The organism is Hufsiella arboris (assembly GCF_009834875.1).
GTDB lineage: Bacteria > Bacteroidota > Bacteroidia > Sphingobacteriales > Sphingobacteriaceae > Hufsiella_A > Hufsiella_A arboris.
The window spans coordinates 89696-115020 of record NZ_WVHT01000009.1; the positions used below are offsets into that span (position 1 = coordinate 89696).

At 41.3% G+C, this 25325-nt stretch carries 23 protein-coding genes and 1 pseudogene; 7 read left to right on the forward strand and 17 right to left on the reverse strand.

Annotation, left to right across the window (positions count from 1 at the left end; genetic code table 11):
* Nucleotides 1-94 precede the first annotated feature (94 nt).
* On the forward strand, nt 95-1048 hold the full coding sequence (locus GS399_RS17100) for a GDP-mannose 4,6-dehydratase (RefSeq protein WP_160845872.1): 954 nt from the start codon (nt 95-97) through the stop codon (nt 1046-1048).
* On the opposite strand, the gene GS399_RS17105 is transcribed toward GS399_RS17100, so the two are convergent.
* The 14 genes from GS399_RS17105 to hemA all read right to left on the reverse strand — a co-directional run bounded on the left by GS399_RS17105 (nt 1041) and on the right by hemA (nt 15844).
* Nucleotides 1041-2495 carry a T9SS type B sorting domain-containing protein gene (locus GS399_RS17105; RefSeq protein ID WP_160845873.1) on the reverse strand — a complete coding sequence of 485 codons (1455 nt, stop codon included), beginning with the start codon at nt 2493-2495 and terminating at the stop codon, nt 1041-1043. The genes GS399_RS17100 and GS399_RS17105 overlap by 8 nt on opposite strands.
* Nucleotides 2492-3418 carry a lysylphosphatidylglycerol synthase transmembrane domain-containing protein gene (locus tag GS399_RS17110; RefSeq protein WP_160845874.1) on the reverse strand — a complete coding sequence of 309 codons (927 nt, stop codon included), beginning with the start codon at nt 3416-3418 and terminating at the stop codon, nt 2492-2494. Before GS399_RS17110 ends, GS399_RS17105 begins: the two co-directional genes overlap by 4 nt.
* On the reverse strand, nt 3387-4343 hold the full coding sequence (locus GS399_RS17115) for a glycosyltransferase family 2 protein (RefSeq protein ID WP_160845875.1): 957 nt from the start codon (nt 4341-4343) through the stop codon (nt 3387-3389). Before GS399_RS17115 ends, GS399_RS17110 begins: the two co-directional genes overlap by 32 nt.
* Nucleotides 4340-5932: an ArnT family glycosyltransferase gene (locus GS399_RS17120; protein WP_160845876.1), complete on the reverse strand. Its 1593-nt coding sequence runs from the start codon at nt 5930-5932 to the stop codon at nt 4340-4342. The genes GS399_RS17115 and GS399_RS17120 overlap by 4 nt, the downstream gene beginning before the upstream one ends.
* Nucleotides 5933-5936: 4 nt before the next feature.
* Nucleotides 5937-6479 carry a protoporphyrinogen oxidase HemJ gene (gene hemJ / locus GS399_RS17125; RefSeq protein ID WP_160845877.1) on the reverse strand — a complete coding sequence of 181 codons (543 nt, stop codon included), beginning with the start codon at nt 6477-6479 and terminating at the stop codon, nt 5937-5939.
* Between the two features lie 401 nt (nt 6480-6880).
* Complete coding sequence (gene hemE, locus GS399_RS17130) at nt 6881-7906, reverse strand: uroporphyrinogen decarboxylase (protein WP_160845935.1); 1026 nt, start codon at nt 7904-7906, stop codon at nt 6881-6883.
* A 47-nt stretch (nt 7907-7953) separates the two neighbouring features.
* On the reverse strand, nt 7954-8469 hold the full coding sequence (locus tag GS399_RS17135; protein WP_160845878.1) for a hypothetical protein: 516 nt from the start codon (nt 8467-8469) through the stop codon (nt 7954-7956).
* Nucleotides 8462-9175 carry a response regulator transcription factor gene (locus GS399_RS17140; RefSeq protein ID WP_160845879.1) on the reverse strand — a complete coding sequence of 238 codons (714 nt, stop codon included), beginning with the start codon at nt 9173-9175 and terminating at the stop codon, nt 8462-8464. Before GS399_RS17140 ends, GS399_RS17135 begins: the two co-directional genes overlap by 8 nt.
* Nucleotides 9165-10040, reverse strand: coding sequence for a sensor histidine kinase (locus tag GS399_RS17145; protein WP_160845880.1), 876 nt, complete (start codon nt 10038-10040; stop codon nt 9165-9167). The genes GS399_RS17140 and GS399_RS17145 overlap by 11 nt, the downstream gene beginning before the upstream one ends.
* A gap of 8 nt (nt 10041-10048) precedes the next feature.
* Nucleotides 10049-11425, reverse strand: coding sequence for a glutamate-1-semialdehyde 2,1-aminomutase (gene hemL / locus GS399_RS17150; protein ID WP_160845881.1), 1377 nt, complete (start codon nt 11423-11425; stop codon nt 10049-10051).
* 30 nt (nt 11426-11455) lie between these two features.
* Complete coding sequence (hemB, locus tag GS399_RS17155) at nt 11456-12424, reverse strand: porphobilinogen synthase (protein WP_160845882.1); 969 nt, start codon at nt 12422-12424, stop codon at nt 11456-11458.
* A 148-nt stretch (nt 12425-12572) separates the two neighbouring features.
* Nucleotides 12573-12956: a nuclear transport factor 2 family protein gene (locus tag GS399_RS17160; protein ID WP_160845883.1), complete on the reverse strand. Its 384-nt coding sequence runs from the start codon at nt 12954-12956 to the stop codon at nt 12573-12575.
* An 18-nt stretch (nt 12957-12974) separates the two neighbouring features.
* On the reverse strand, nt 12975-14555 hold the full coding sequence (gene hemC / locus GS399_RS17165) for a hydroxymethylbilane synthase (protein WP_160845884.1): 1581 nt from the start codon (nt 14553-14555) through the stop codon (nt 12975-12977).
* Nucleotides 14556-14617: 62 nt separating this feature from the next.
* A complete protein-coding gene (gene hemA, locus GS399_RS17170) occupies nt 14618-15844 on the reverse strand; it encodes a glutamyl-tRNA reductase (RefSeq protein ID WP_160845885.1) in 1227 nt (408 codons plus the stop codon).
* Between the two features lie 140 nt (nt 15845-15984).
* On the opposite strand from hemA, the gene GS399_RS17175 reads away from it, so the two are divergent.
* Complete coding sequence (locus GS399_RS17175; protein WP_160845886.1) at nt 15985-16815, forward strand: alpha/beta hydrolase family protein; 831 nt, start codon at nt 15985-15987, stop codon at nt 16813-16815.
* 399 nt (nt 16816-17214) lie between these two features.
* Here GS399_RS17175 and GS399_RS17180 read toward each other — a convergent pair whose 3' ends face one another.
* Complete coding sequence (locus GS399_RS17180; RefSeq protein ID WP_160845887.1) at nt 17215-18951, reverse strand: thiamine pyrophosphate-dependent enzyme; 1737 nt, start codon at nt 18949-18951, stop codon at nt 17215-17217.
* 308 nt (nt 18952-19259) lie between these two features.
* On the opposite strand from GS399_RS17180, the gene GS399_RS17185 reads away from it, so the two are divergent.
* The gene (locus GS399_RS17185) at nt 19260-19835 is read left to right on the forward strand and encodes a hypothetical protein (protein ID WP_160845888.1); all 576 of its coding nucleotides are present in this window, start codon (nt 19260-19262) and stop codon (nt 19833-19835) included.
* Between the two features lie 237 nt (nt 19836-20072).
* On the opposite strand, the pseudogene GS399_RS21120 reads toward GS399_RS17185, so the two are convergent.
* Nucleotides 20073-20387: pseudogene (locus GS399_RS21120) on the reverse strand (HU family DNA-binding protein); the annotation flags it as partial.
* Between the two features lie 371 nt (nt 20388-20758).
* Here GS399_RS21120 and GS399_RS17195 point away from each other — a divergent pair.
* Nucleotides 20759-20962 (forward strand): hypothetical protein, encoded by a 204-nt coding sequence (locus tag GS399_RS17195; RefSeq protein ID WP_160845889.1) that lies wholly within the window; start codon nt 20759-20761, stop codon nt 20960-20962.
* 217 nt (nt 20963-21179) lie between these two features.
* The gene (locus GS399_RS17200) at nt 21180-21410 is read left to right on the forward strand and encodes a hypothetical protein (protein WP_160845890.1); all 231 of its coding nucleotides are present in this window, start codon (nt 21180-21182) and stop codon (nt 21408-21410) included.
* Here GS399_RS17200 and ispG read toward each other — a convergent pair.
* The gene (ispG, locus tag GS399_RS17205) at nt 21407-23383 is read right to left on the reverse strand and encodes a (E)-4-hydroxy-3-methylbut-2-enyl-diphosphate synthase (protein ID WP_202409494.1); all 1977 of its coding nucleotides are present in this window, start codon (nt 23381-23383) and stop codon (nt 21407-21409) included. The genes GS399_RS17200 and ispG overlap by 4 nt on opposite strands.
* 143 nt (nt 23384-23526) lie before the next feature.
* On the opposite strand from ispG, the gene GS399_RS17210 reads away from it, so the two are divergent.
* On the forward strand, nt 23527-24372 hold the full coding sequence (locus GS399_RS17210; RefSeq protein ID WP_160845892.1) for an NmrA family NAD(P)-binding protein: 846 nt from the start codon (nt 23527-23529) through the stop codon (nt 24370-24372).
* A 56-nt stretch (nt 24373-24428) separates the two neighbouring features.
* Nucleotides 24429-24902: a 23S rRNA (pseudouridine(1915)-N(3))-methyltransferase RlmH gene (gene rlmH, locus GS399_RS17215; protein WP_160845893.1), complete on the forward strand. Its 474-nt coding sequence runs from the start codon at nt 24429-24431 to the stop codon at nt 24900-24902.
* The last annotated feature ends 423 nt before the right edge of the window (nt 24903-25325 follow it).

Below are 25325 nucleotides of genomic sequence, written 5' to 3' on the forward strand. Positions count from 1 at the left end.
AAAACGTGTTGTTGTGTTGTTCAATCAAATTTTGACTTAATTATGTAGCATTACAAACCTTCAACTTCTAATTTTGCACTCTGAAATAAAAGTTATGAAAAGGATTTTAGTTACAGGTGGGGCAGGTTTTATTGGCAGTAACCTTACAGCTAAACTGCTCAAAAGCGGCCGTTATCATGTAACCTCTATAGATAACTTTGATCCTTTCTATTCAAGAACGCAAAAGGAACGCAATATAGCGCCCTTTCATCAGAATTTTCAGTTTATTCAAGGGGACATCAGGAATTCGAGTGATCTTGAAAAAGTTGGCGCTATTGATGCAATAGTTCACTTAGCAGCGAAAGCCGGAGTGCGGCCAAGTATTAAAGACCCTGTTTTATATAACGACGTTAATGTTGCCGGTACTCAAAATCTGCTAGAATTTGCAAAAAGACGTGAAATCAAACAATTTGTTTTTGCTTCGTCAAGTAGTGTTTATGGCGTTAATCCAAACGTTCCATGGGATGAAGAAGAAAAGCTTTTTCCGATAAGTCCTTACGCTTCGTCAAAACTATCAGCCGAAATGCTTGGACACGTATACAGTCACCTCTATGGAATTCGCTTTCTGGCCTTAAGGTTTTTTACAGTTTACGGCCCTGGTCAGCGTCCGGATTTAGCGATCCACAAATTCTTTAAATCGATTGAGAATAATTTGCCGATACCTGTTTTTGGCGACGGTTCTACAAGCCGTGATTATACGTTTGTTGACGATACCGTGAAGGGAATTGAAGCCGCGATTAATTATCAGGAAAGTGATTTTGAAATCATCAATCTCGGCAACCACAATACTGTTACATTATCGACACTAATTGACGAGATCGAAAATACCTGCGGCAAAAAAGCCATTATCGATCGCCGGCCAGAACAACCAGGCGACGTACCGCAAACTTTTGCCGACATTTCTAAAGCTGAAAAATTACTAGGATATAAACCGCAAACTGATCTTAAAACAGGTTTAAAAAAGTTCTATCAATGGTACCAGGACAACCGGGCTTATGTTTTTACTTAGCGACAAACAACCAGCCTGAAAATTTAGCATCGCCATTTCCCGGATCAATAACATACATGTAGCTTCCAGTTTCAATTGGCTTGCCATTATAATTACCGTCCCAGGGATGCTCATAACCCTTACTTTTAAATATAGCCTGACCGTAGCGGTTAAAAACCACAACCGAGCAGTTCAGATAAGTATTTAAGCCGGCTACTTCCCATTTGTCATTGATTCCATCACCATTAGGCGTAAAGGTATTTGGTACAACCAGCTTTTTATTTACATGGATATGAACCTGGTCTTCCGCGTAAGTATTGCACCCGTCTGTTGACTCTGCAATCAATGTATAAGTAATATCCTCCAAAGGTGTACAGATAGTTTTGCCGTTCACATCGGCCAGATATTGCTGCGGTTCCCAATGCATATTGTAAGATGTTGCGCCGGAAACTTTACTCTCGAGTTCAAAAGATGTTCCCTGAAAAACCGTACGATCCTTACCTGCATCAGCTTTAATCATTAGGCTTACCGGAACTACAACTGAATCCGAGTAAACCCTGCATGACGCCGAATTAGCGCCATGCTGGGTAACAGCCAACCTGTATTTATACTCCTGGCCTGCTATGCCGGTTATTTTAGCTTCTTCACTAATACCTGTGAATCCGGGTATGTCTTTCCAGGCACCATTTTCAAAATTCTGCCACTGATACATCGGATCAACGAATCCTGGCGATAGCGTCGCACTCAGTTGTACTGTTTTGGTTTGCCCTTCACAAGCAACAAGGTTTGGATCGTTTGCAGCAGAGTTTACGTTGATTTCCGGCGACCATGGCCTGAACACAATATCATCCACAGCAATATCATTTCCAATCCCCCCGGGCGCGTTATTTGTTATTACTAAAACCAGGTTGGAGACATTTGCAGGCGTACTGAAAACAAATCCGTATTGCTTCCACTGAGGCGTCGCGGTAACAGGGATGTTGCCAGAATCCTGCGAACGAAGAATATTACCCTCCGTATCCTGAATACTGAAGGTGATATTCGGCTCGATAGTGTTCATCGTTGTTATCAGGTTGAGACACCATGCAGTAAAGGAATAGGTAGTGTTTGGGCAAAGCGCGGCAACCGTTTCCTTATAAAAAATCCCTGGACTATATGATGCGTTTACAATAAGCATCCGCCCATTCGGATCGCCGGTATGGTCTCTATTTAAGGTATGCCAGCTACTTCCAAAACAATTATAGGTAGACGGCGCAATGGTATAATGTCCGTCATTTGGACAATCAGCATTGTCGAAGGTATACCCGGACAGGTTGGCAAAAGGCTGACCGAAACCAGGTCCTGCACCAAAGGTTATATTGATCACCGGATCGCCGTAGCTGCCCTGAAGTTGTGCAAACAACGGTTTCGGTTCCAGCAATTTAAGTGCTATTAGCGTGATTAAGCCGATTCTAAAAAGCGCTTTCATCGCCCGACCGCTGCTTCATCTGCTTTTTCCTCGAAGTCATGAGCTTCCTTTGAAGAAGGCGCTGCTTCGAACTCCCTGGAAAAATACACAAACCAAACTCCACTTAAAGCAGCAAGTGTTGACAACAGGAAAAACGCCACCGAAAGAAAGACGGCCAAATTCTGATCCATGCCGAAATAAGTTGAGGCATGGGTCATAACATACTCCCGCGCTCCCACTCCGGCAAAACTTACAGGCACATTAGCAGCCAGAGTTGACAATAAAAAGCTGAACAGGTAAGGAGAAAATTTACCATCAAAATTTTGCGACAACAAAATCATGATAACAACAAGTACCTGCAATGATTGAACCAGCGCGGCTTTAGCGTGTACGGTAAAAAACTTTTTTGAATAATCCGGAAAAAAGCGTCTCATTAACAGGTAATACACCAATGTACCAGCAACTAAAGCGATGAAAGGCCAGGTTTTTGGAATATCAATTTTGGGAATAAAAATAATCAGCGAAACGGCTATCATTCCAATTGCCCAAAGGCCGCTCATCCGGTCAAAAAGCATTGCCAGGAAAATTCGTTTGGTGGGCAGCTTAAATTTTTTCCGTAAAATATAAATTTTGTAGCCGTCGCCACCAACACCACCGGGAAGTGTGATATTGTAAAACATTCCAAGCAGGTAAAGCCGGAAATTAAATCCGAATTTCAAATCCAAACCGATTGCCTTCAGAAGACTTAAGCTTCGCCAGGAAGAAACAATTTGAGATAAATAGTAGATCGCAAAGGCGAGAAAAATATAACCGAGATTACTTTTAAGGAATAATTCCTTAACTACTTTAAAGTCGATTTTAAGCGACACCAGGTAAAGCAGGGCCGCGGTAAAACCAATTTTAAGGACAACTTTAAGAATGCCCCACAGTTTCTGCTTGTCCATTAAAAATTCGTCTTACCTGATAAGTTTTGCGGTTAGTTCCCTCGAAATATGTTCTTACGTTAATTTCGGCGATGATCCCAATCGTAATAAGCTGAATCCCACCGAGGAGAAATATTAATCCAAGAATCAATAATGGCTTTCCGCCGATATCATGTCCCAATATCTTTAATATCAGCAAATACGCATTGATCAGGATCCCTAATGCCAGGGATATAAAGCCCATGGTACCAAAAAGGTGCATCGGTTTCTGAATGTATTTACGAAAGAAGACCATGGTGATCAAATCAGCCATTACTTTGAAAGTGCGGTTCAAACCATATTTTGAATGGCCAAATTGCCGGGCGTGGTGCTTCACATCAACCTGGGTGATATTGGCTCCCTGCAACTTAGCAAGTACTGGAATAAAACGATGCATTTCTCCATAAATTCCGAGGTCTTCGGCGATTTCGCGCTTGAAAATCTTCAACGTACAGCCATAGTCTTTTATATAAACCCCGGTCATCCGGCGAATTATTGAATTGGCTATTTTAGAAGGAATTTTACGTAAAAACATTCCATCCTTGCGGTTAGCACGGTTTCCGGCAACAACATCCCAGTCTTCATCTTTAAGCTTTTGAAGCATAAAAGGAATGTCGGAAGGATCATTTTGGAGATCGCCGTCAAGCAACGCAATATATTCACCTTCGGCATGGTCGATGCCGGCAGTCATAGCGGTACTTTGTCCGTAATTTTTGCGTAGTTCAACAAGTTTTATATGCTCGTCGGCATTAGCTTTGATTTCATTTTGTGTTCCGTCATTTGATCCGTCATCAACAAAGATCACTTCGTAATCGATACCTGTCAGAGCCTGACGAATTGCAGCGACAAGCGGACTAATATTTTCCCGCTCGTTCAACACAGTTATTACAACAGAAAGTTCCCTCATTTCACAAAAAATAATTTCAAGCCGTCTTCATATTCCTTAACCAGGGCGGCCGAAGGGTTTTCTAAATTTTTGTCAAAGGTAAGATAATAACCGCTCATGTTATCCTGATCAACGATTTTAAGCATTTGCATTCTGCTTCGTTCGATATAAAAAATCAAGCGGTCATAAAAAGGAATATCTTCAACATGGGGATGATAACTATAGAAATAAAAAGGCTTCCCTTTGGAAATTGCTCCCATTTCGATAGCGATTGCACGATATTTTTTCGCGTCCTGGTTCCGTTCGGGAATGACAAAAAAACTGAATCCCAGCCTAAGTATCACAAGAAAGGCGAAAAAAAGAACGATCTTTTGGGAAGGAATCTGCCAGATCAGTAAACACAAAGCCGCCATTAAAAGAAAAACAATGCAAGCTTTTAAAACTAAATAATCAACGTTTTGCGGCGTCTCCAGCATTAAGATTATTGGCAGAATAATAGTCACAATCGAGCACGCTGTAGCTACGAAATAAAACAGAATAGTATTAAATCGTGGCAAACGACCCTGAAATGTAACATAGGCATCGCTTATCACAACAAAAATTAGTGGATAAAGCATTAGCAAATACCGAGGCCTTGTCATCGGCGAAAGCCAGTAAATCCAGATATTAGCTAAAAGCAGAATCACAACGAATTTTAAAAATGGAGTTTCAAAAAGCCGCTTTATAAATTCCCTGTTAAAGCAATAGACTATCAATAAGGTTACCGGCAACAAATGGACGAGGTGCTCAAACGGAAATTTAAGCACATACATTACGTTATTCCAAAAGCTAAATTTAGTGGCTGTTCTCTGGCTGCTTTGGTGCCACATGGTATCCAGGTATCCAACAACATTAGGATTGTGCAGCCAGTAATTGTAAAAATACCCTCCGACAATTAGTACGAAAACAGATCCTCCGATAATATGCTGCCAGCTAAATAGCTTTTTAAAATTTCCGGTATAAGTCGTGAGGGCAATCAGCGACAATCCCTGGAAAACAACGGAAGGCAGTCCCTTTGATAAGAAAGTTATGGCAGTTATCAGGTAGGTAAAAAAAAATAGCTTAAACCATTCATTCCGCTGCGAAAAATAAAACATCAGCATAAATGAAATATAAGTTAGCCATGAATAAAAGATATCAATATGCCCGAGCATTGAATCGTAGAAAAGCATGCGGCCGTTAACAAGAAAAAATATTCCGGCAAGTAATGCTGTAGTGTTATTCTTTAAAAAATGAGCTGTTGAGTAGTAAATAGTAACCGCGAATAAGAACATCGGAACTACGGCAGGAAGTCGTGTAACGAACTCCGAAAAACTGCCTGTAAGTAAATACAAACTCGCTAATATCCAGTTATAAACCGGCGGCTTGTTATAATAGTATTCACCGCCTACCGTTGGAACTGAAAATCTTTTTGAAAGTATCATTTCCAGCGCTACGTTCGCTCGCGTAGGCTCGTCGGCAAATAAAGGCTGCAATCCAAGATTATAAAAGAATGCCGGCAGGGCAAGGATAATGAGTAAAAAGAAAGTTCTATCAGGGTTTTCCGCGATAAATTTTTCTATCTTCTTCATTTGGTCAGCCCTTATTTTTCATTCGGTAATACTTGTATATTTTCACGGCCGACATGATGATCATCGCAAATAAAACCAAGCCAATTAATCCGTAGATCCAGTCAATCGCGCTCTTCAGGATGACAGTGAAAACAATAGCAACCAGGAAAATCGTCGCCAGTTCATTCCATAAACGAAGTTGTGTGGAAGTCCAGGTCGAGTTGCCATCTTTCAGCTGTTTAATTATGCGCTGACAAATAAAATGATAAACAAGCAATCCTAGAACAAAAGCCAGTTTTACATGAAGCCAGGGCATCTTTAACAATCCAGGATTGATATAGACCATTCCGATGCCGGCTAAAACGGCCAAAATCATGGCGGGAGTTGTAATGATGTTCCAAAGTTTGGATTCCATCACTTCGAACTGTTTTTGAAGAATTAGCCTTTCCTGTTCCGGCTTGTCGTTCGCCTCTGTGTGGTAAATAAAAAGGCGAACAATGTAAAAAAGTCCTGCCATCCAGCTTACTACAAAAATTATGTGGAGGGATTTGAGGTAAAGATAGGCCATGCTGGAATTATATATTTTGGGCTAAGATCAAATATTTACAAGTTAACAAGTTTATAACGGGACTGAACATTTGTAAACCCGGGTGAAGCGGATACCGGCCATGTGGCTAATACCTGCACAGTATGAGCAAAACACGGGGCTGCCGATAACTGAAACACTTCATCTGCTTTTCTTAAGCCTACTCTAAGTATTTAGTAAAATATTATAAACTAATTATACTTCTATTACCCCCGGTTTCTAGAAATAAAACATATTTAAAAAGCAGGCTTCTTTTTCATCGCTTCCGTTAGTCCCGCTTTACGCTTTACTCCTCACTCATCCCCACAATCCACTGCCTTCGTTGCGTGGTAACCGCTTCAATCGGGTTTAATTTGGTTCATTTCTGCCATGATTAACAGAAATCAATACTTAAACTCCTTAATCACTTCAACCGCGTATTTCACGTTATCAAAAGGGATATCCGGCATAATACCATGACCGAGATTAAAGATAAATCCGTTTTCACCACGCATGCGTTCAAACAGCTTATAAATGCGTTCCTTGATCACCTTCTTATCTGCGTATAAAATGTGCGGATCCAGGTTTCCCTGCACCGCGATATTTTGAGGCAAGCGTTTTTTAATGTCCAATAAATCGACGTTCCAATCAATTGAAACAACATCTGGCTTCGCTTCCGCCATCAAAGGAGCAAACACAGAGCTCCCTTTACAAAAGGAAATCACAGGAATGTCCTTGCGATTTAAATTCGAGATAATTTCAGAAATATAACGGTGCGAAAACTCTGTATAATCGTCCCAGCTTAATGCCTGTGCCCAGCTATCGAATATCTGCACTGCATTTACACCAGCGTCTATCTGCAGATTCAGATAGTCGGCAGTGACTTTAGCGATTTTAGAAAGTAACTTATGTGCCAGCTCAGGTTCGTTATGAAGCATCAGCTTAGTGAGCTTAAAGTCTTTTGATGAGCCACCCTCGACAAGATAACTCATAACAGTGAACGGTGCGCCGGCAAAACCGATTAATGGAATTTTTCCATTCAAACGTTGTTGAATTACTTTTATAGCATCTGCAACATACTGCAATTTGTCGTTTACATCCGTTGCGAGGCTATTCACATCATTTAAGCTGCGAACCGGATTTGAAAATCGCGGGCCAATGCCGTTTGTGAAACTCAGATCGCCACCCATCGCTTCTGCGGTAACCAGAATATCAGAAAACAGGATCGCTGCATCGATGTCAAGTAAATCAACCGGAAGCATCGTTACATCTGCGGCAATTTCAGGCGTTTTGCACATTTCAAGAAACGAATATTTGTTCTTGATCTCCCAATATTGCGGCATAAAACGGCCCGCCTGGCGCATCATCCAAACCGGAGGTCGTTCTGTTTTTTGCGAAAATGCCGCTTTAATAAAAAGCGAGTTTTGTATGTCTGGTTGAATTTCGATTGTATTACTAATAATTCTCTGATCAGTGCTCACGTTACAACAGGTATTTCTTTTTCTATTTTTTCTATAATATTTTGAACACGCGCACTAACCTTGAGTGCTTTAGCCGCTTCGATGTAAGCACGTGTTCTGTCCAGCTCTTTTTTCTTCAGGCTTAAATTTGCCAGCTGAACTAAAATAATTCCTTTATCATTTTGATTACGAAGAGGAAAGCGGCTTGCTATTTGAAAATGACGTTCGGCGGCCTTAAAGTTCTCTTTTTGAAGCGCAATATTTCCCATCATAAATTCGTAAAATCCGCGACGGTTTTTAGCCAGTCTGTCAGGATTCACGATTTCATTAAGGAGGCTTTCGGCCCTTTTGTAATCCTTTAATTGGTATGCTTTTGAGGCTGCCAAAACCGTCCCTTGCTTAAAATGACTCCATATAAGGAGTAAAATTCCAAGTACGACAACGGCCGTAAGCTCATATGTTTCGCGATAAATCGTCCACAACAACACAAAAATCGCCAGCCCTAAAATCGCGAAACGGTATTGTTTAGTCATGCCCCTGCATATCGGTAAACTTATAACCTACCCCACGGATTGAATGGAAATAGATTGGATTTTTTTGATCTGGCTCGAAATATTTACGGAACGTCAGGATAAAATTATCGATGGTTCTGGTCGACGGGTAAACATCGTAATTCCAAACGGTTTCAAGAATTTGCTCTCGTGATACTGCCTCATTGCGTCTTTCGATCAGAAGTTTGAGCAGCATTGTTTCCTTCTTTGTTAGCGGCGTGATGCTTCCATCGTCATTCTTCAGCTCAAAGGAGTTGAAATAAATAGTTTTGTCGCCGATTTTGTATGAATTAAGCTCTTTCAGTTCATCGCCTTTCAAACTGCGTTTCACCAGGTTATGAACACGGAGAATCAATTCTTCCAGGTTAAACGGTTTGGTGAGATAATCGTCCGCACCTTTTTTCAATCCGGTTACACGGTCTTCGCTAGTGTTTTTAGCGGTTAAAAACATGATCGGAACTTCCGAATTTTCCAGTCGAATAGTTTCCGCGACCTGAAATCCGTCAATTTCCGGAATCATTACATCCAGGATGACCAGATTGAAGCGTTCTTCCTTAAAAACTTTAAGAGCCTTTTTTCCATCTGTTGCGGTTGACACCTTGAATCCTTCCAATTCCAGGTTCAATTTAATGGCTTCGAGCAGATGGTCTTCGTCCTCAACCAGTAAGATTCTTTGTTTAGCTGACATGTGAGTTAAATGTTACTTCAAAAATACTTCCATTAGGCTTATTGTTCTTCACTTTGATTTGCGCATCGTGATGATTTAAAACCTGTTTAACAATAAACAAACCCAAACCCGTTCCTTTAGTTTTACGGGTATCTTCACTGCCTACACGATAAAATTTATCAAATATGCGAAGTTTTTCTTCGTCATTAATACCTATGCCGTTATCAGCGACCTGTAGAACGATGTTGCCGTTGTTTCTAAAAGCCTTCGCCTTTATCTCAGAACACGGCGGAGAATACTTTACGGCATTTTCGATCAGGTTTGTAACAACCGATGTCAATGCAAACCTATCACCCGTTAAACTTAGCCCTGGTTCTATTTCAGCTTTGATTGTTTGCGAACTGCAAGTATGTACCTGCAGCCTGTCGGCAACACGCTCAACAAGTTCAGAAAAGTTAAATTCCTCCTTTGGAAAGCTGTAGGCCTTGTTATCAATCTTCGTAGCGATGAGCATGTTCTCAACAAGATCGTCCAATCGCTCGATATCTTTCAATGAATTTTTTATAAATCCTTTTTGCTGCTGCGGATCTAATTCACGTTTCAAAATTGTTTGAAGATAAAGCTTTATTGATGCAAGCGGCGACTTTAACTCATGAGTAACCGACAATAGAAAATTTCGTTGAACTTCATTTAGGCGACGCTCCTTTTTAAGCGATTTAAATAACTGGATGGCTCCCACCACGAAAATGAAAACGAATACAGAGCCTTCACCGAGAATCATTGCCTTGCGTTCAGGCTGTATCTTGATTAGCAGATATCCCCACCAGAACAATTCTGCCAACGCATAAATTGTCAGGAAGTAGAATATAAGCAGTGATTTCTTCATGAAGTTTATCATCTGGCCGTTCTAAAAACTATATCCAGACTATCAAATATAGCACGTTTTGTTTTTTCCAGCTCTATTTTCGAGTGAGCTGCCGAAATGAATCCTACTTCATATCCTGAAGGACCAAGATAAATTCCGCGATTTAACAGTTCCCGGTGAAATATCTTGAACTTTTCCATGCTTGCCGGATCGATCTCTTCGGCAGTTTTTATATCCTTTTCAGAAAAAGCGAACCAAAAAATTGACCCGATATTGAATACTTTAAACTTATAATTTTTAGCTGTAGTAAAGCGCCTGATCGAATCGGTGAATTCTTCAGCTTTTTTATTTAAATCTTTATAAAAACCGGATTTAGCCAATTCAGTGAGTTGCGCAATTCCTGCAGCCATTGCAACCGGATTACCGGACAAGGTGCCTGCCTGATAAACCGGGCCTTCCGGAGATATACTGGACATAATTTCCACCGAAGCGCCGTAAGCTCCAACCGGCAAGCCTCCGCCAATAATTTTACCGTAAGTAATAATATCCGGTTTGACATCGTAATAACGAGCTGCACCTTCAAAACCTAAACGGAAACCTGTAATTACCTCGTCAAATATCAAGAGTGAATTATTTTTGGCGCTTACGTCGCGAAGGAAATGCACGAATTCTTTGTCCTGGATCAGCAGGCCATTATTTGCTGGCACACCTTCTATAATAATTGCAGCAATCTGGTCTTTAAACTGCTCAAATGCTTCTTCTACCGCCTTACGATCATTCAGTGAAACAACGATAGTTTCGTCGGCAAATGACTTCGGAACACCGGCCGATGATGTCTCGCCGAAAGTAACCAGGCCTGAACCTGCTTTAACCAGCAAAGAATCTACGTGACCATGATAGCATCCCTCGAATTTTAAAATTTTGTCACGTTTCGTATATCCGCGGGCCAACCTTATCGCCGACATGACGGCTTCCGTTCCTGAACTGACGAAACGTATTTTCTGAATTAATTTATTGTTTGAAAGGATCAGCTCTGCTAACTCATTTTCTAAAGCGGTCGGTGCGCCGAAGCTCATGCCATTCTGCATAACTTCCGTAACCTTCTCACGAATTTTAGCATTGTTATGCCCTAAAATCAATGGCCCCCAGGAGCAGCAAAAGTCAATAAACTTATTTCCATCGGCATCCCATAAAAAACAGCCATCACCTTTTTCAATAAACAACGGTGTTCCATGAACAGATTTAAACGCCCGAACCGGTGAGTTGACACCGCCCGGAAAATATTTCTTTGCCTTTTCATATAGCTCCCCGGATTTTTCCCGTGCAATATCAGGCTTACCAGTTGTACCCGTTACTCCAGTTTCCTCTTCCTGTCCCGAAAATATTTTTTTTATGGAATCCAACATTATCTTATAAAAATCAGTCTTGTTAGTGTATTAAAGCCATTTATTCTGCAAAATATCACGAATGTGATAAGTAGTGATGATACTTGCACCTGCTCTTGCGAATGCATGCATTGTTTCCATAACAACTTTCTGTTCATCTATCCAGCCATTTTTAGCGGCGGCCTTTATCATAGAATACTCGCCCGAAACATTATAACATGCAATGGGCAGATCGGTATTTAATTTCAGTTTATGGATAATATCCATGTAAGCCAATGCAGGTTTAACCATAAGCACATCAGCGCCTTGTTCTTCATCCAGCAATGCTTCGCGGACAGCTTCATTTCCATTACGAAAATCCATTTGATAAGCTTTACGGTCGCCTTTACCGGGAGCACAATCGGCAGCATCGCGAAACGGGCCATAATAAGCCGAGGCAAATTTTGTAGCATGCGACATGATCGCTGTATTTACCAATCCGCTGTTGTCAAGCTTATTACGTATTGCTTCGATTCGTCCGTCCATCATGTCTGACGGCGCCAGCATATCAGCTCCGGCCTGAGCGTGACTAAGTGCCATTTTGGAAATTAATTCAACGGTTTCATCATTTTGGACGTAGTCATCTTTCAGAATTCCGCAATGGCCGTGAGTAGTGTATGAGCAAACACAAACATCTGTTACAATATACAGGTCGTCTCCGAACCGGGATTTTAACAACCGTACGGTATCGGCCACGAGAGAATGTTCATGGTAGGCAGTGTGAGCGTCTTCTGATTTCTCCTCGCCTACGCCAAAAAGCATTATTTTATTCAGGCCAAGATTCAGCCCTTTTTCTACATCTTCAACAAGTTTATCGGCTGAAAAGTGATTGATTCCCGGCATAGAAATTATTTCCTTGGTTATGCCTTTTCCCGGAACTACGAAATAGGGATAAATGAACATATCTTTCGATAACCTGGTTTCGGCAACCATTTCACGAACTACCTGGGACTTTCTTAATCTTCTCGGGCGAACTAACATGAATCAAGCGTTTAAAATCAGGCACAAATCTATCATTCTTTCGGACGTTGGCTGTCAGGTATAAGTCAAGTGATCAGATAGATTGGTTAGCGGCTAACTAGCTCGCTATCCACAAGGCATAAGGAAAGAATAAATTAGCGAACCAGATTTAACTGATATCTCTCAATTCAGAAATCTTATCGTCTTTAAATGTAAAGATTGATTTACCGGTCAGTTCCAGTTTACTGCCGGTTTTAAGTGTGTCATTGAAATCAACTGCAAGCACTCCCGTGTAATGGACGTCTACTGTGGCGCTATCGCCATCGATTGTAATGCGTTGGATTGTCTGCGTTCGTTGACTAAACAACTCCGACGCGTTAATAATTTGTTGTTTTAAACCAGATTTTCCGATTATCCGAAGATTGACCTCATCATTTAAACTGTTTTCGAATAGAATGTCGTCGTCCATATCCTTCAGCATTCCATTCGTGTCAAACTGATTATACGCGGTGATATAATTTTCAATGATCTGCTGATACTGATGCGAATTCATATAACTTGATTTGAGATTTTAAAGAGCAAAAACAACTTCTGCAAGGCCCATTTCATCCGGCGAATACGGAAGTTTATATTTAACACCCATTTCATCGAATTTTTTACCGGTTGACTTACCAATGCAAATAACTTTTTGTCCGGGCTCAAGCAAATTGTTGGCAAAATAAGCGTCAACATTGGATGGGCTGGTAAATATTAACACTTCAGCAAAAGAAGGCGAAACTTTATCTTCGAGCACCGTTTCGTAAACCGGAAGGTCAATGATTTTTGTTTCGGCCGACATAGCACCCTGGATGGTTCTCAACGACTCTTTAGCGCCAGGAAACAGAATCGTTTCACCGTCCGCTATTTTGGCAAATTCGGCGGCGATTTCTATCGTATCGATTCCTTCTTCTTCCCCGTTAAAATCAGGCATATGGCCGTAGCTTCGCAGCATATCTTCGGAAGCTCTTCCTATCACACCAAACTTTGTCTTTTTCGCCAGCTGTGGATTAAGCATAAAAAAATACTCAATCGCATTTTTACTGCTGAAAAATATCCAGTCGATGTTTCTGAAAATAAATGAATCCAGCTTATGAATCATTGGAAGTGTTCGGATAAGCGAACGATCATCTATTTCAATAGTATGTTTTGTCAGAAATTTTCTCAGATAACTGCTTTCCCCAAGGTTACGGGTTATGAAAACGCTTTTAGGGCGTTTAGCTTCCACGGAAAACTTTGCGACAATTTTTTCGGCAAGACCTTCAGAACTTTCAGATTCCAGGAATAAACGGTCAGGAAACGAGTCGCCGTCATCCGCCTTTGAAGTCCACACCTGGAACTTACCGTCTTCCTTTCGGCAATAACAACCCAGCGGCATATGGCAACCGCCCTCAAAAAGATTTAAAACTTTACGCTCGACAGCAATTTCTTCGGCAACCGACGGGTTATTTAAAGGTTTTAAAGCTTCAGCAAGTTCTTTATCGTTTTCACGGATCTGGATAGCCAGAACACCCTGAGCAGGTGCCGGGACAAATTCCATAGGCTCGATTTCTTCGACATGGAATTCGCTCAAATCAATACCTAAACGTTCAACTCCGGCTTTAGCTATCATAATGGCATCGTAATCTTCATTACGAAGTTTCTGAATACGTGTAGGAACGTTTCCCCGTAAATCTTCAATTTCTAAATCGGGCCTCATTGCCAGCAGCTGTGCCTTTCTGCGATTGGAGGAGGTACCAACCATACCGCCGTATTTGACCGAAAGCTTATGTTTCACTTCAACACAATCTTTAAGAATAAGCAGTAACTCTGCCGGATCTTCACGATCTGAAACGGCAGCTATAACAAGCCCTGCTGGATGTGCAGTGGGTAAATCCTTATGAGAATGAACAGCAATGTCAATTTTACCCAGAAGCAATTCTTCTTCAAGCTCTTTGGTAAAAAAACCTTTCCCTTCCAGTTTATCCAAACGAAGGTTTAAGATGCTATCGCCCTGCGTTTTAATGATCTTTAACTCAGCATTTACACCTGATTCTTCCAGTTTAGACTTTACAAAATTCGCCTGCCACAGAGCCAGATCGCTTCCCCGTGTTCCAATAATAATCGTTCTGTTCAAAGTATAGAATTTACGCCCGTAAAAATATCAAATTGCCTGAAAGCAATGCAATCGGGGAAAAATTAATTGTGATTTACAAGGATTTGTTTAGCTATCACCATGGGAACACTGATATATTTTTTCTCCATGTAATTGATAACTTTTTCGAGCACTTCTCTTGAGTTTGGATCAAGGCCTTCGATCTCAGAAGCAAATACAGAATCTATAGCTGTTTTGCGAATCTGCTTAATTTTTTCAGGAACATCACGCATGGCCAGTTCAACGCGTCGTTGTTTTAAAGCCGGTTGAAATTCCGCTATATTCTGCTCGATGATCCGCTCGGCGTGGATTAGCTCTTTATATCGTTCCTGGATATTATGGTTAGCAACTTCCTGCAAACTGCTTACCTCGATATAATAGAGAGAGTTGTTCTCAACTACCTCAGCAGCGGTATCATTTGGAATAGCCAGGTCGACAATTACCTTTTTATCTGTTTCGCCATTAAGCAGCGATTGATAAATTTCATTTGTAATAACCGGCTCTGTCGATCCCGTGCAGGTGATAATCACGTCGAAACCTTCATTATACGAGGCCAGTTCATCAAGACTGTACGCTTTTCCCTGTAAATCAGCAGCCATTTCTTCCGCTTTTGACAATGTTCGGTTAAACACTGCGAAATTGGAATACTTATGTTTCTGAAGGTATTTAGAAAAATTACGGTTCGTTTCGCCGGCCCCGATAATCAGGATGCGGGCATTTGAACACATTTTCAAATCACGAAGCTTGCGATAAGCCAGTGAGACAACCGAAATTGGCTTACGTGAAATATTGGTATGAGTATAAACCTCCTTTGCAGTTTTCACTACAAGATTCATCACCATGCGTAAATAGTCGCCTGTAAAACCTGCTTCGCGGCAATGCTCATATGCTTTACGAACCTGGGCAAGAATTTCTTTTTCTCCAACTACCAAGCTCTCAAGCGAACAGGAAATGCGAAGCAAATGATTCAATGCTTCCTGATCTTCATATATCGAAACCTGGTCTGCAAGACAAGCAAGCTTTTCATCAGGAACGCAAAAATTAAGCGACAGGATAAAATCCTTAACAAAAGTATGATCCAGATCACGCTCCAGGCTGAAGATGAACTCAACACGGTTACATGTTCCTATGTAAAATATTTCCGGAATATTGAATTTAGCCTTAAGATTACTTAACCTGTCTTCGAGCGTTTCGTTACAGATGACAAAGTGTCCTAAATCCTTTAGCTCAATGTTCTTGTGTGTGAATGCTATAACTTTTAACTGCTTCAACGCTTTACAGGTTCCAATTTTTTGACCGAACAAAAGTAAAAAATAAGCACTCCCCCCTCTGTCACTCCTTTGTAAAACAGCTTTATTTAGAATGGCTATAAATTAAAGCACAAAAGAAGGACTATCTTTACTTAGTGGAAATGAAAAATAGTTTTATAATTGATAGCGCTGAAGGTAACAAAATCCTTTGTGATTTAACAACGCCACTTAATGGCTATACGGAAGAACTCGTGATTTTTGTTCACGGTTTTAAAGGTTTTAAAGATTGGGGAACACACAACCTGGTAGCCGATTACTTTGCCAGCCATGGTTTGGCCTATTTGAAATTCAATTTTTCACATAATGGCACAACGATTGATGACCCAACCAACTTCGCGGACCTCGAAGCATTTGGACGAAATACCTTTTCGAAAGAGTTATCTGACCTGAATGCCATTCTTGATTTTACCTTCAGCAATAAAGAATTTACCGCTCCCAGGAAGCTTTACCTGCTTGGCCATAGCCGGGGTGGCGGAATTTCCATTCTTCTAACATCAAGAGACAGCCGGGTAGACAAACTCGTCACATGGGCATCAGTTGCTTACTTTAATACGCTTTTTCTGCATAATGATATTGAGGAATGGCGCAAAACAGGCGTAATAACGATTGAAAATTCACGCACCAAACAGCAAATGCCCCTGTACAGCACGCTTCTCGACGACTACGAACAAAATGCCGATGGTTTAAATGTGAATGAAAATTCAAAGAAAATATCTGTTCCATGGCTCATTGTTCACGGTGACGCTGACCCAACGGTTAATATAAATCACGCGAAAATGTTGCATGAGCACAGTAATTCAGAACTCCTTGTGGTAGAAAACGGAGATCACGTTTTTGGCGCCAGTCATCCTTTTAAGGGAACACAGCTTCCGCAAGATTTACAAAAAGTTTGTGATGCAACGATAGAGTTTTTCAAAAGGGTTAACCAATAATCGGACTCGAAGACCTCTGATTAATTTTATTTTAATATTTGAAAACGAAAGGCTTTGCTGCTATCAATCTACTGCCCCGCTTTCGCCTCATACTCCACCGTCATTAGCCACAGGGCCGGTATCCGGCTCAATCGGGTTTAGAATGAACGACTCTGTACAAAATATGGCGTTCAAAAAAGTTCGGTAATAGCATTGTCTTTAGTTCAATAAACCTGATGGCAGTGAGAAGCTTTTTTGTAGTCGATAGGTTTCATTAGCAAAAAACGTTGACAAAAAACTTGTAACGAACAGCAGGACTTCAATTGCCACGAGTCACTACCGTTCGTTTCAAAATAAATTATTCACCATCAGAATGTTCATCCTACTCCGCAAGTTCATCATCCGTCACAATTCCACTAACTAAAAAACCTCTTTTAAATGCTTGTAATTTGATTTGACGGTCTCGAGCACTTCATCCATTTTCCCATTTAGAATAAGCTTTGTCATTGACAACGCCATCCCTTTCATTTGGCTTAATTCAATTTTCGGCGGCATGGCCAAAGCGTTGGGATCGGTAAAAACTTCCACTAACACCGGCCCTTGAAAATCGAATGCATCTTTTATTGCTTGTTCTACATTACCAGGATCGTGTACAGCGACACCTTTAATTCCCATGGCTTCGGCAACCGCAGCATAGTCGGGGTTGACCATATCGGTTTGCCAGTCAGGTAATCCTGCTACCTCCATTTCCAGCTTAACCATACCTAGAGCACGGTTATTAAATACAACCAGCTTTATCGGAAGATTATATTGTTTAATGGTCGACAAGTCTCCTAAAAGCATCGATAACCCACCGTCACCGCATAATGCAATTACCTGTTGCTGCGGTCGTGCCAAACATGCACCGATAGCTTGTGGCATTGCGTTGGCCATTGAGCCATGATTAAACGAACCAAGCATAACACGTTTACCTGTCGCATTTAAATGCCTGGCGCCCCAAACACAGCACATTCCGGTATCTACAGTAAAAATCGCATCATTAGTTGCGTATTTGTCAATCATCGCAGCCACATATTCAGGATGGATAATGTCTTTTTCTCCGTGATCATCTACATAGGTTTGCTGATTTTCCTTTACTTTTTCATAAACTTCCAACTGCGCTTTCAAAAATGAATCATCGGTTTTTTCGTTTAATAAAGGCATTAAAACGTTCAAAGTATTTTTAACTGATCCGCACAAGCCCAGGTCAACTTTTGCACGGCGACCAATTACCGAAGGATCAATATCCAGTTGCACAATCTCACAATCCGTAGGAATGAAGTTGTTGTAAGGGAAATCCGTTCCAAGTAATAAAATCAAATCTGATTCGTGCATGCTATGAAAGGCAGCCGGTAATCCCAATAGCCCCGTCATCCCAATTTCATAAGGATTATCATATTGAATATCCATTTTCGACTTAAACGAATATGCCACCGGAGCCTTAATTTTTTTTGAGAGCTCCACCACTTCATCATGAGCGTCCTTGCTCCCGATTCCACAAAAAATTGTAATTCGTTTATGTGAATTGATTAAATCGGCCAGCTGTCCGAGTTCGTTGTCTGCCGGCCGGCTGAGCGGCTTTGAAACAAATAAACGATCGGCACTTAGATTATCCTCTACCGCCATGCTTGTTAAATCTCCGGGAATGCCGATAACGGCTACCTCGCCATTTGCCTTTGCATGCTGCAGTGCGGCCTGGAGCATCCTCGGAAACTGTTTGGCATTCGACGCTATCTGGTTGTATCCGCTGCAATCGTCAAATAATTTGATGGTATTGGTTTCCTGGAAATAATCCGTACCAAACTCCTGGCTTGCTACGGTTGACGCTATAGCTAAAACTGCGGCGCCGGATTTATGCGCATCATACAATCCGTTGACAAGATGAACATGCCCGGGCCCGCTGCTTCCTGCGCAGCAAGCCAGTCCGTTTAACTGAGCTTCGGCACCTGCGGCGTACGCTCCAACTTCTTCATGGCGAACATGCACCCACTGGATTTTCCCATTTCGCCTTACGGCATCATTTATCTCATTTAAGCTGTCGCCGGTAACGGCGTATATTCGTTTAATTCCTGCGTCAACCAGTGTATCAACCAGGTGCTCAGCTACTGTTTTTGCCATGGGTAATTGCTTTGAGTAGTTCTAACAAGTTGCGTTTGGGATTGTTCGGCGGAAGAAGGAGTTTGAAGAAAGGTAGTTAAGGATGGAAACGGGGCGGATGCTGATCTATTGGTATTTAGCCTTCACACGCGTGCGCTAGCAAGGGGGCTTTCCCTCATCATTACTCATGACTGAACTTCCCTTTTCTAACATTGGTTTTTTTACTTTGAATTACTTATGTTGACTAAAACGTGTAGTGGTTGTCTACGAAAAATAATTTTTTTTAATTTACATTGTTGGTAGTTAAGAATACTTTAAAAACAATTATAATGATGATCAAAACGATAGGGCGGTTGCTAGTTTTTCTATTTTTCGTATTTGCATTAACAGCCTGCAAAAAAGACAATAAGGATCAGCCTCGCAAAAAATTGTATGATCCGCAACCAACTAAAACTTATTTCTTTAAATACCGTCTCGAAAAACGAGACTCTGTTGTTTTATGGCAACAGGATTCCGCTATTAATTACCCCAATTGGTTTTATATTTCACAAGCAGATATTAGCGTGGCTGGAGTTAGTTTTGCTGATCGTACTACGCACGGTTTAGCCTGGTCTCAATTTCTAATGAATAGTATTACTCCCGGAGATTATACTGTGGATGAACGTAGTTGGTACTTTTTTTTACACACTGAAAAGAGCGGTGTTGAATCACAGATCGTTTACTGGGTAGGACCTGACACGCCCGGTGCGTCGATAACTATTCATATCACAAAGAGCAACTCTGATATTGTCGAAGGAAGCTTCTTCGGCCGAACATTTAAACTTGTATATCAAGACACAGATAAAAAACTATATGATATAGAAGGGTCGTTCCGTTTGAAAAGACATGATAAGACGATTATTTAACTAGTCATGGGGCATAATAATTACTCATAGGCCCGACTTAAGTAACATGTTGCTTTAAATACAAGGTCATTCAATCTCCTCACAAAAAGGAAAATTTTTTAAAAACCCTAACCTCCCAAAAAACAAAGCTTCGTTTTCCGGAAAACGAAGCTAATAATTGAGCAAAACGAAGCTTCGTTTTTTTATTTCGAAGCTTCGTTTTTCGCGGATCTAAAAAACGGCCTTTAAAGGCGTTTCTCAGGCCTTTTCAAATTTCAATAAGCTGATGGTGTCTTTGAGCTTTTGGCCGGGGTAAAAGATGATCTTCGCACCGCGAACCGCCGAGGCTCCAACCTCTTTTTCGGTGTCGAAACCGTCGCTGCTCAGGCTGATGCGAAAGTTGCCGAACTCGCCTATCCGGACAATCTGACCGTTTGCAAGGTCATCCAAAATTACATCCACCAATGCATAAAGCACGGCGCGAATATCGGCTCCGCTTACAGTGCTGATCTTTTCAATCGATTTAGTCAGGCCAACGATGTCTTTCTCTCCGCTGGTGACGGTTGTCGCATAATACTTTTTGTTTCCGCCGCCGGCTACTCCGGGTTCTGGGCGTTGTGTAACGTTGAATTTACAGCCATAATTGGTGTTCTTGTTTTAAATGTTCAGGATTAATAAATGATTTAAGAGAGCAGTTAACTCCCTCCTGCATTGATTAAAGTGTGGCGCTAAAACGGAGAGCTCCGGAAGGCATCGGGTTAATATCAGCTTAGCGACGAAAGGTCAGTTTTGTACGGAGATGCTGTCAGAAAGGTTTCGGGAGCGGCAGTCGGGGAATTCGCCAGACGGCAAGATCGGAATTTGGAAGGCTAAAAGTCAGGAACTTTGGGGCGCCGCCAGTACCATTTATCTGCTCCTTGCAATTATTTATTATCTTTAGGTAAATGAGTAAATTGAAGCTTTACGACCTAGCAACGCCTCGCGAGCAGATACTCCGCGAATGCGATTCTCATTATTTAAGTCGTTCAGCAGAGCAAATCATCAAAGATGGAATTGCATTAAACCGCATGTCAGTCAGGCTTAATGGCGATAAACCAATCAAATCACCTCAGGGCAAAGGTGTGATTATTCGAAGAAATAATTCCTGATATGTCTTTCGACAAGGAAAATTCCGACTCTTTATTTCTGCTGAAAAACTTTGCCGGGCGAAATGTCCGTTATTTGATTGTTGGTGGTTTTGCGGTAAACCGGTACAGGGGATCTCGACATCTACCTTGAAGACACTAAAGAGAACAGAAAAAATCTCATTGACGCTTTAGCAGATATGCAATACGGGCAGTTTGATACGGGTACTGCGAAATATTAATGGATGATGGGATGTACGCCGATCTGATGACCGATATTCCAGGCCTGACAAAGGAGAAATTCAATGAATATCATGCGAAGTCTACCGTAGATAGAATTGATTATTACGAAGTTCGCTTCCTTCACTATAATCACTTGCTGGAAAACAAAAGAGCAACAGGCCGGACGAAAGATAAACTGGACGTTGAAGAACTTGAGAAAATCAACGCCGGTCGAAAATCAGAAAATTAAGGTTCAATCCAGTTTCCGTCTGTTGAAATTATTCCGATCAATTCATCCAAAGCCTGATCTGTGTTAACGTTTTTCTTAACCACTTCTTTTCCGCGGTATAGAGTGATTTTTCCCGGTCCAGCCCCTACATAGCCATAATTGGCGTCAGCCATTTCGCCAGGCCCGTTTACAATGCAACCCATAATAGCGATTTTCAATCCCTTGAGATGCGAAGTTCTACTGCGAATCATCTGGGTAGTTTCCTGTAAATCGAAAAGAGTCCGTCCGCAGCTTGGGCACGATATATATTCTGTTTTCGAAATACGTGAGCGTGTGGCCTGTAAAATCCCAAAAGAAGTTGAAGTAACATCTGCAGCTTTTATTGAAGGAGCATCGATCCAAATTCCGTCGCCAAAGCCATCGATCAGCAAACCACCAAGATCTGTTGCGGCGTAAAGCTGTAATTGTTCAAGCGCGGTTACATCAGGCTGATCGGCAAATTCATAGGAACGTTTGATAATTACCGGCACTTTTAGATCAAACTGTTCTAATTGAAAGAAGAAACTTCGCTGGTCGGCCATGCCGTTTTCAGCCGAAGTTTCCAGGACGAAAACTAATGTTTCATCAAATGGAATCCGGGAAAATAATTCGCCTGATAAATCTACTGGCTTCAGAGAAACAAGATTTAAAGAAGTACACTTTCCGGATGCATCGGCGTATTCATTCAAAGTAAAAAGCGGATGGCAGTTTGCTTTATTTTCCAGCTTTTGCCAAGTAGCCTGATTATAAATTTGTTTCAGGTTACCCGGAAAATTAAACGAGGGCAATTGATCGGCCAGGTAAACAAAATCGACAGAACGATCGGCCATATTATATTTATCCAGGATGGGTGAATACAAGTAGCCTGCATCGGCTAAAATGGCTTGATCTTTCAAATTGGCTTTCGACAAGTCAAGCACAATTCGCGGAACCATGTGCCCGCCGATAAATGTATTTGCCTCATAGGTTTCACGCTTTCTGTACTCGTAAGGATTGAATATTTCGGGAACAGTAATTTGGGTTGTTGTTTCGACTACGCTGACGGCACGCCGTTCGTAGCGGTTTGCCAGCGCTTTTGCCACTGGCGCTTCGGCTTCAGGCTCTTCGGTTAATGAAACACGGACAGTATCGCCCAAGCCATCTTCCAATAAAGTACCAATTCCAACTGCGGATTTAATACGCCCGTCTTCCCCATCACCAGCTTCGGTAACTCCTAAATGAAGCGGGTAATTCATTCCTTCTGCAACCATGGTTTCAACCAGCAAACGATAAGCCTGAACCATTACCTGCGGATTGCTTGATTTCATTGAAATCACCAAGCTGTAGTAATTCAGGGCTTCGCACATACGGATAAATTCCATAGCCGATTCTACCATGCCTTTTGGCGTGTCGCCGTAACGGCTCATAATACGATCAGAAAGCGAACCGTGGTTGGTTCCGATACGCATGGCAGTTCCGTAGTCCTTACAAATTTTTACGAGCGGACTAAACTTCTGAAATATCCGGTCGAGCTCGCCCTGGTACTCCGCATCGGTATAATCAAGCTGATCGAATTTCTTTTTATCAGCGTAATTGCCGGGATTCACCCGAACTTTTTCAACAATTCTGGCGGCAACTTCCGCGGCATTCGGTGTAAAGTGAATATCTGCGACAAGCGGAACCTTACAACCCCGCTTTAACAATTCCGCTTTTATGTTAGCCAGATTTTGAGCCTCTTTAATACTTGGAGCCGTAATGCGTACATATTCACAACCAGCATTCACCATCCTGATGGTCTGCTCGACCGTACCGATAGTATCCATCGTATCTGTGGTCGTCATACTTTGAATCCTGATTGGATTAACACCACCCATAGGAATATCCCCGATAGCAACTTCGCGCGTAAGCCAGCGGGAATATCCGCTTAACGAATTACAGTAACGACCAGTTAACGATTTGATAATTTCGGATTCCATTAAAAGCAATTAATGCTGCAAAAATAAGCAATCGGCATGGGTTAAAAAACCCGTTTAGCCTAATGCGGTCTGCCATTAAAAAATTTCCAATATTTTAATAATGAAATAAGTGTGAACTTTATGGATCATAGAATGAATTTACTATGCGTCGAATTTTAATAACAGGTGCTACCGGCAATGTTGGCAGGGCAATTTTATCAAACATCGCTCATAATGAGGCCGACTTGCAGGTATTCAGTGCAACACGAATCAAAGAATCTAAAGCCGACCAGTTATATTTTAATTTCGACGATATTGAAGGAAGTAAGCACACGTTAAAACAGATCGATATTTTATTTTTATTGCGTCCGCCGCAGCTTGCCGATGTGCCAAAATATTTTAAACCGCTTATAGAAAACTGCATTGAAGTAGGTGTCAGCCACATAATTTTTCTTTCTGTTCAGGGCGCCGAAAACACACCGTACATTCCGCACGCCAAAATTGAGAAGCTGATCGTTGAAAGCGAAATTCCGTATACTTTTATACGCCCGAGTTATTTCATGCAGAATTTAACTACGATGTTTTTGCAGGATATCCGTAATAAGCACAGAATTTTTATTCCGGCAGGAAAAGCAAAGTTTTTATGGGTTGACGTGAACGACATCGGAAAAGCAATTTCAAAAGTAATTCAACATCCAAAACAACATCAGTTTAAAGCTTACACCATTACCGGAAATGATCTTAAAAGCTTTCAAGAAGTCGCTGATTTACTTTCGCGAACAACGGGAATGAATATAAGCTATCAAAGCCCGAATTTGATAAATTTCTTTTTAACGAAGCGTAAAGAGGGCATAAAAACCTCGTTTATAATAGTGATGATCGTATTGCACTACCTCCCCCGATTTCAAAAAGCACCACCGGTTACCAACGATTTTACTCAATTAACCGCCGAAGCACCGCTTACCCTTAAAAAATTCATCGAGCAGGAAAAAGCAACGTGGATCAGCTGATCCGTGAATAAATTCTTTATGGAATTTTCGTTAGAATGGAATCTTACTTTTGAGTAATGAAAATAACATTGCTAACTGTTGGTAAAACGGAAGATAAGTACCTGGTTGAGGGCATGGAGAAATATATCAAAAGACTGAAGCATTATATCAACTTTAAACTGGTTGAACTCCCGGAACTCAAGCAAACTAAAAATCTGTCAGAAGACCAGCAAAAAGCTAAGGAGGCTGAATTGATTTTTAAACACCTTAACAACACTGACCATTTAATACTGTTAGATGAGCGCGGAGAAGAATATTCGTCGGTACAGTTTTCCGGATTTTTAAACAAAAAAATGATTGCCAGTGTGCAGCAACTTGTTTTTGTAATTGGCGGCCCGTATGGTTTCGATGTCACACTGCATCAACGGGCTAACAACAAACTGTCGCTTTCAAAAATGACTTTTTCGCACCAAATGGTTAGGCTGTTTTTTATCGAACAAGTTTACCGTGCTCTCACTATTCTGAAGGGCGAACCTTACCATCACGAATAAACAACGAACTGATAAAACCGTTATAATTATATGTTAAACGCAAAGAGAAATTACAGATATAAGGGAGTGAACCCTGATAAAGAGCAAAAGAATTTTTGGATATGGGTTGTGGTCGGATTAGCCATCGCGGCGATCATTATGTTCGTGTTTTAACTACACAGAAAGGTTTACTAATACTTTTTGGTGGTTAAAGTCCCACCGATAACGCTGAAATAAATAAGTTAAAAGTAATTTTGTAAATATTGAAATGAACGGCGGTAGCTCTTGGATACTTTAGTCCCGCTGTTCATTTCAAGTTTTTTGCTAACGTTTGCAAAATACTGAAAGCATCGGCGACAAAAAAGCCTTTCATTTCCATCGGGTTTATTGAACGAAAACCCGTTTCCCATCGGATATCGACGCCGGTGCAATCCCATCATAGCA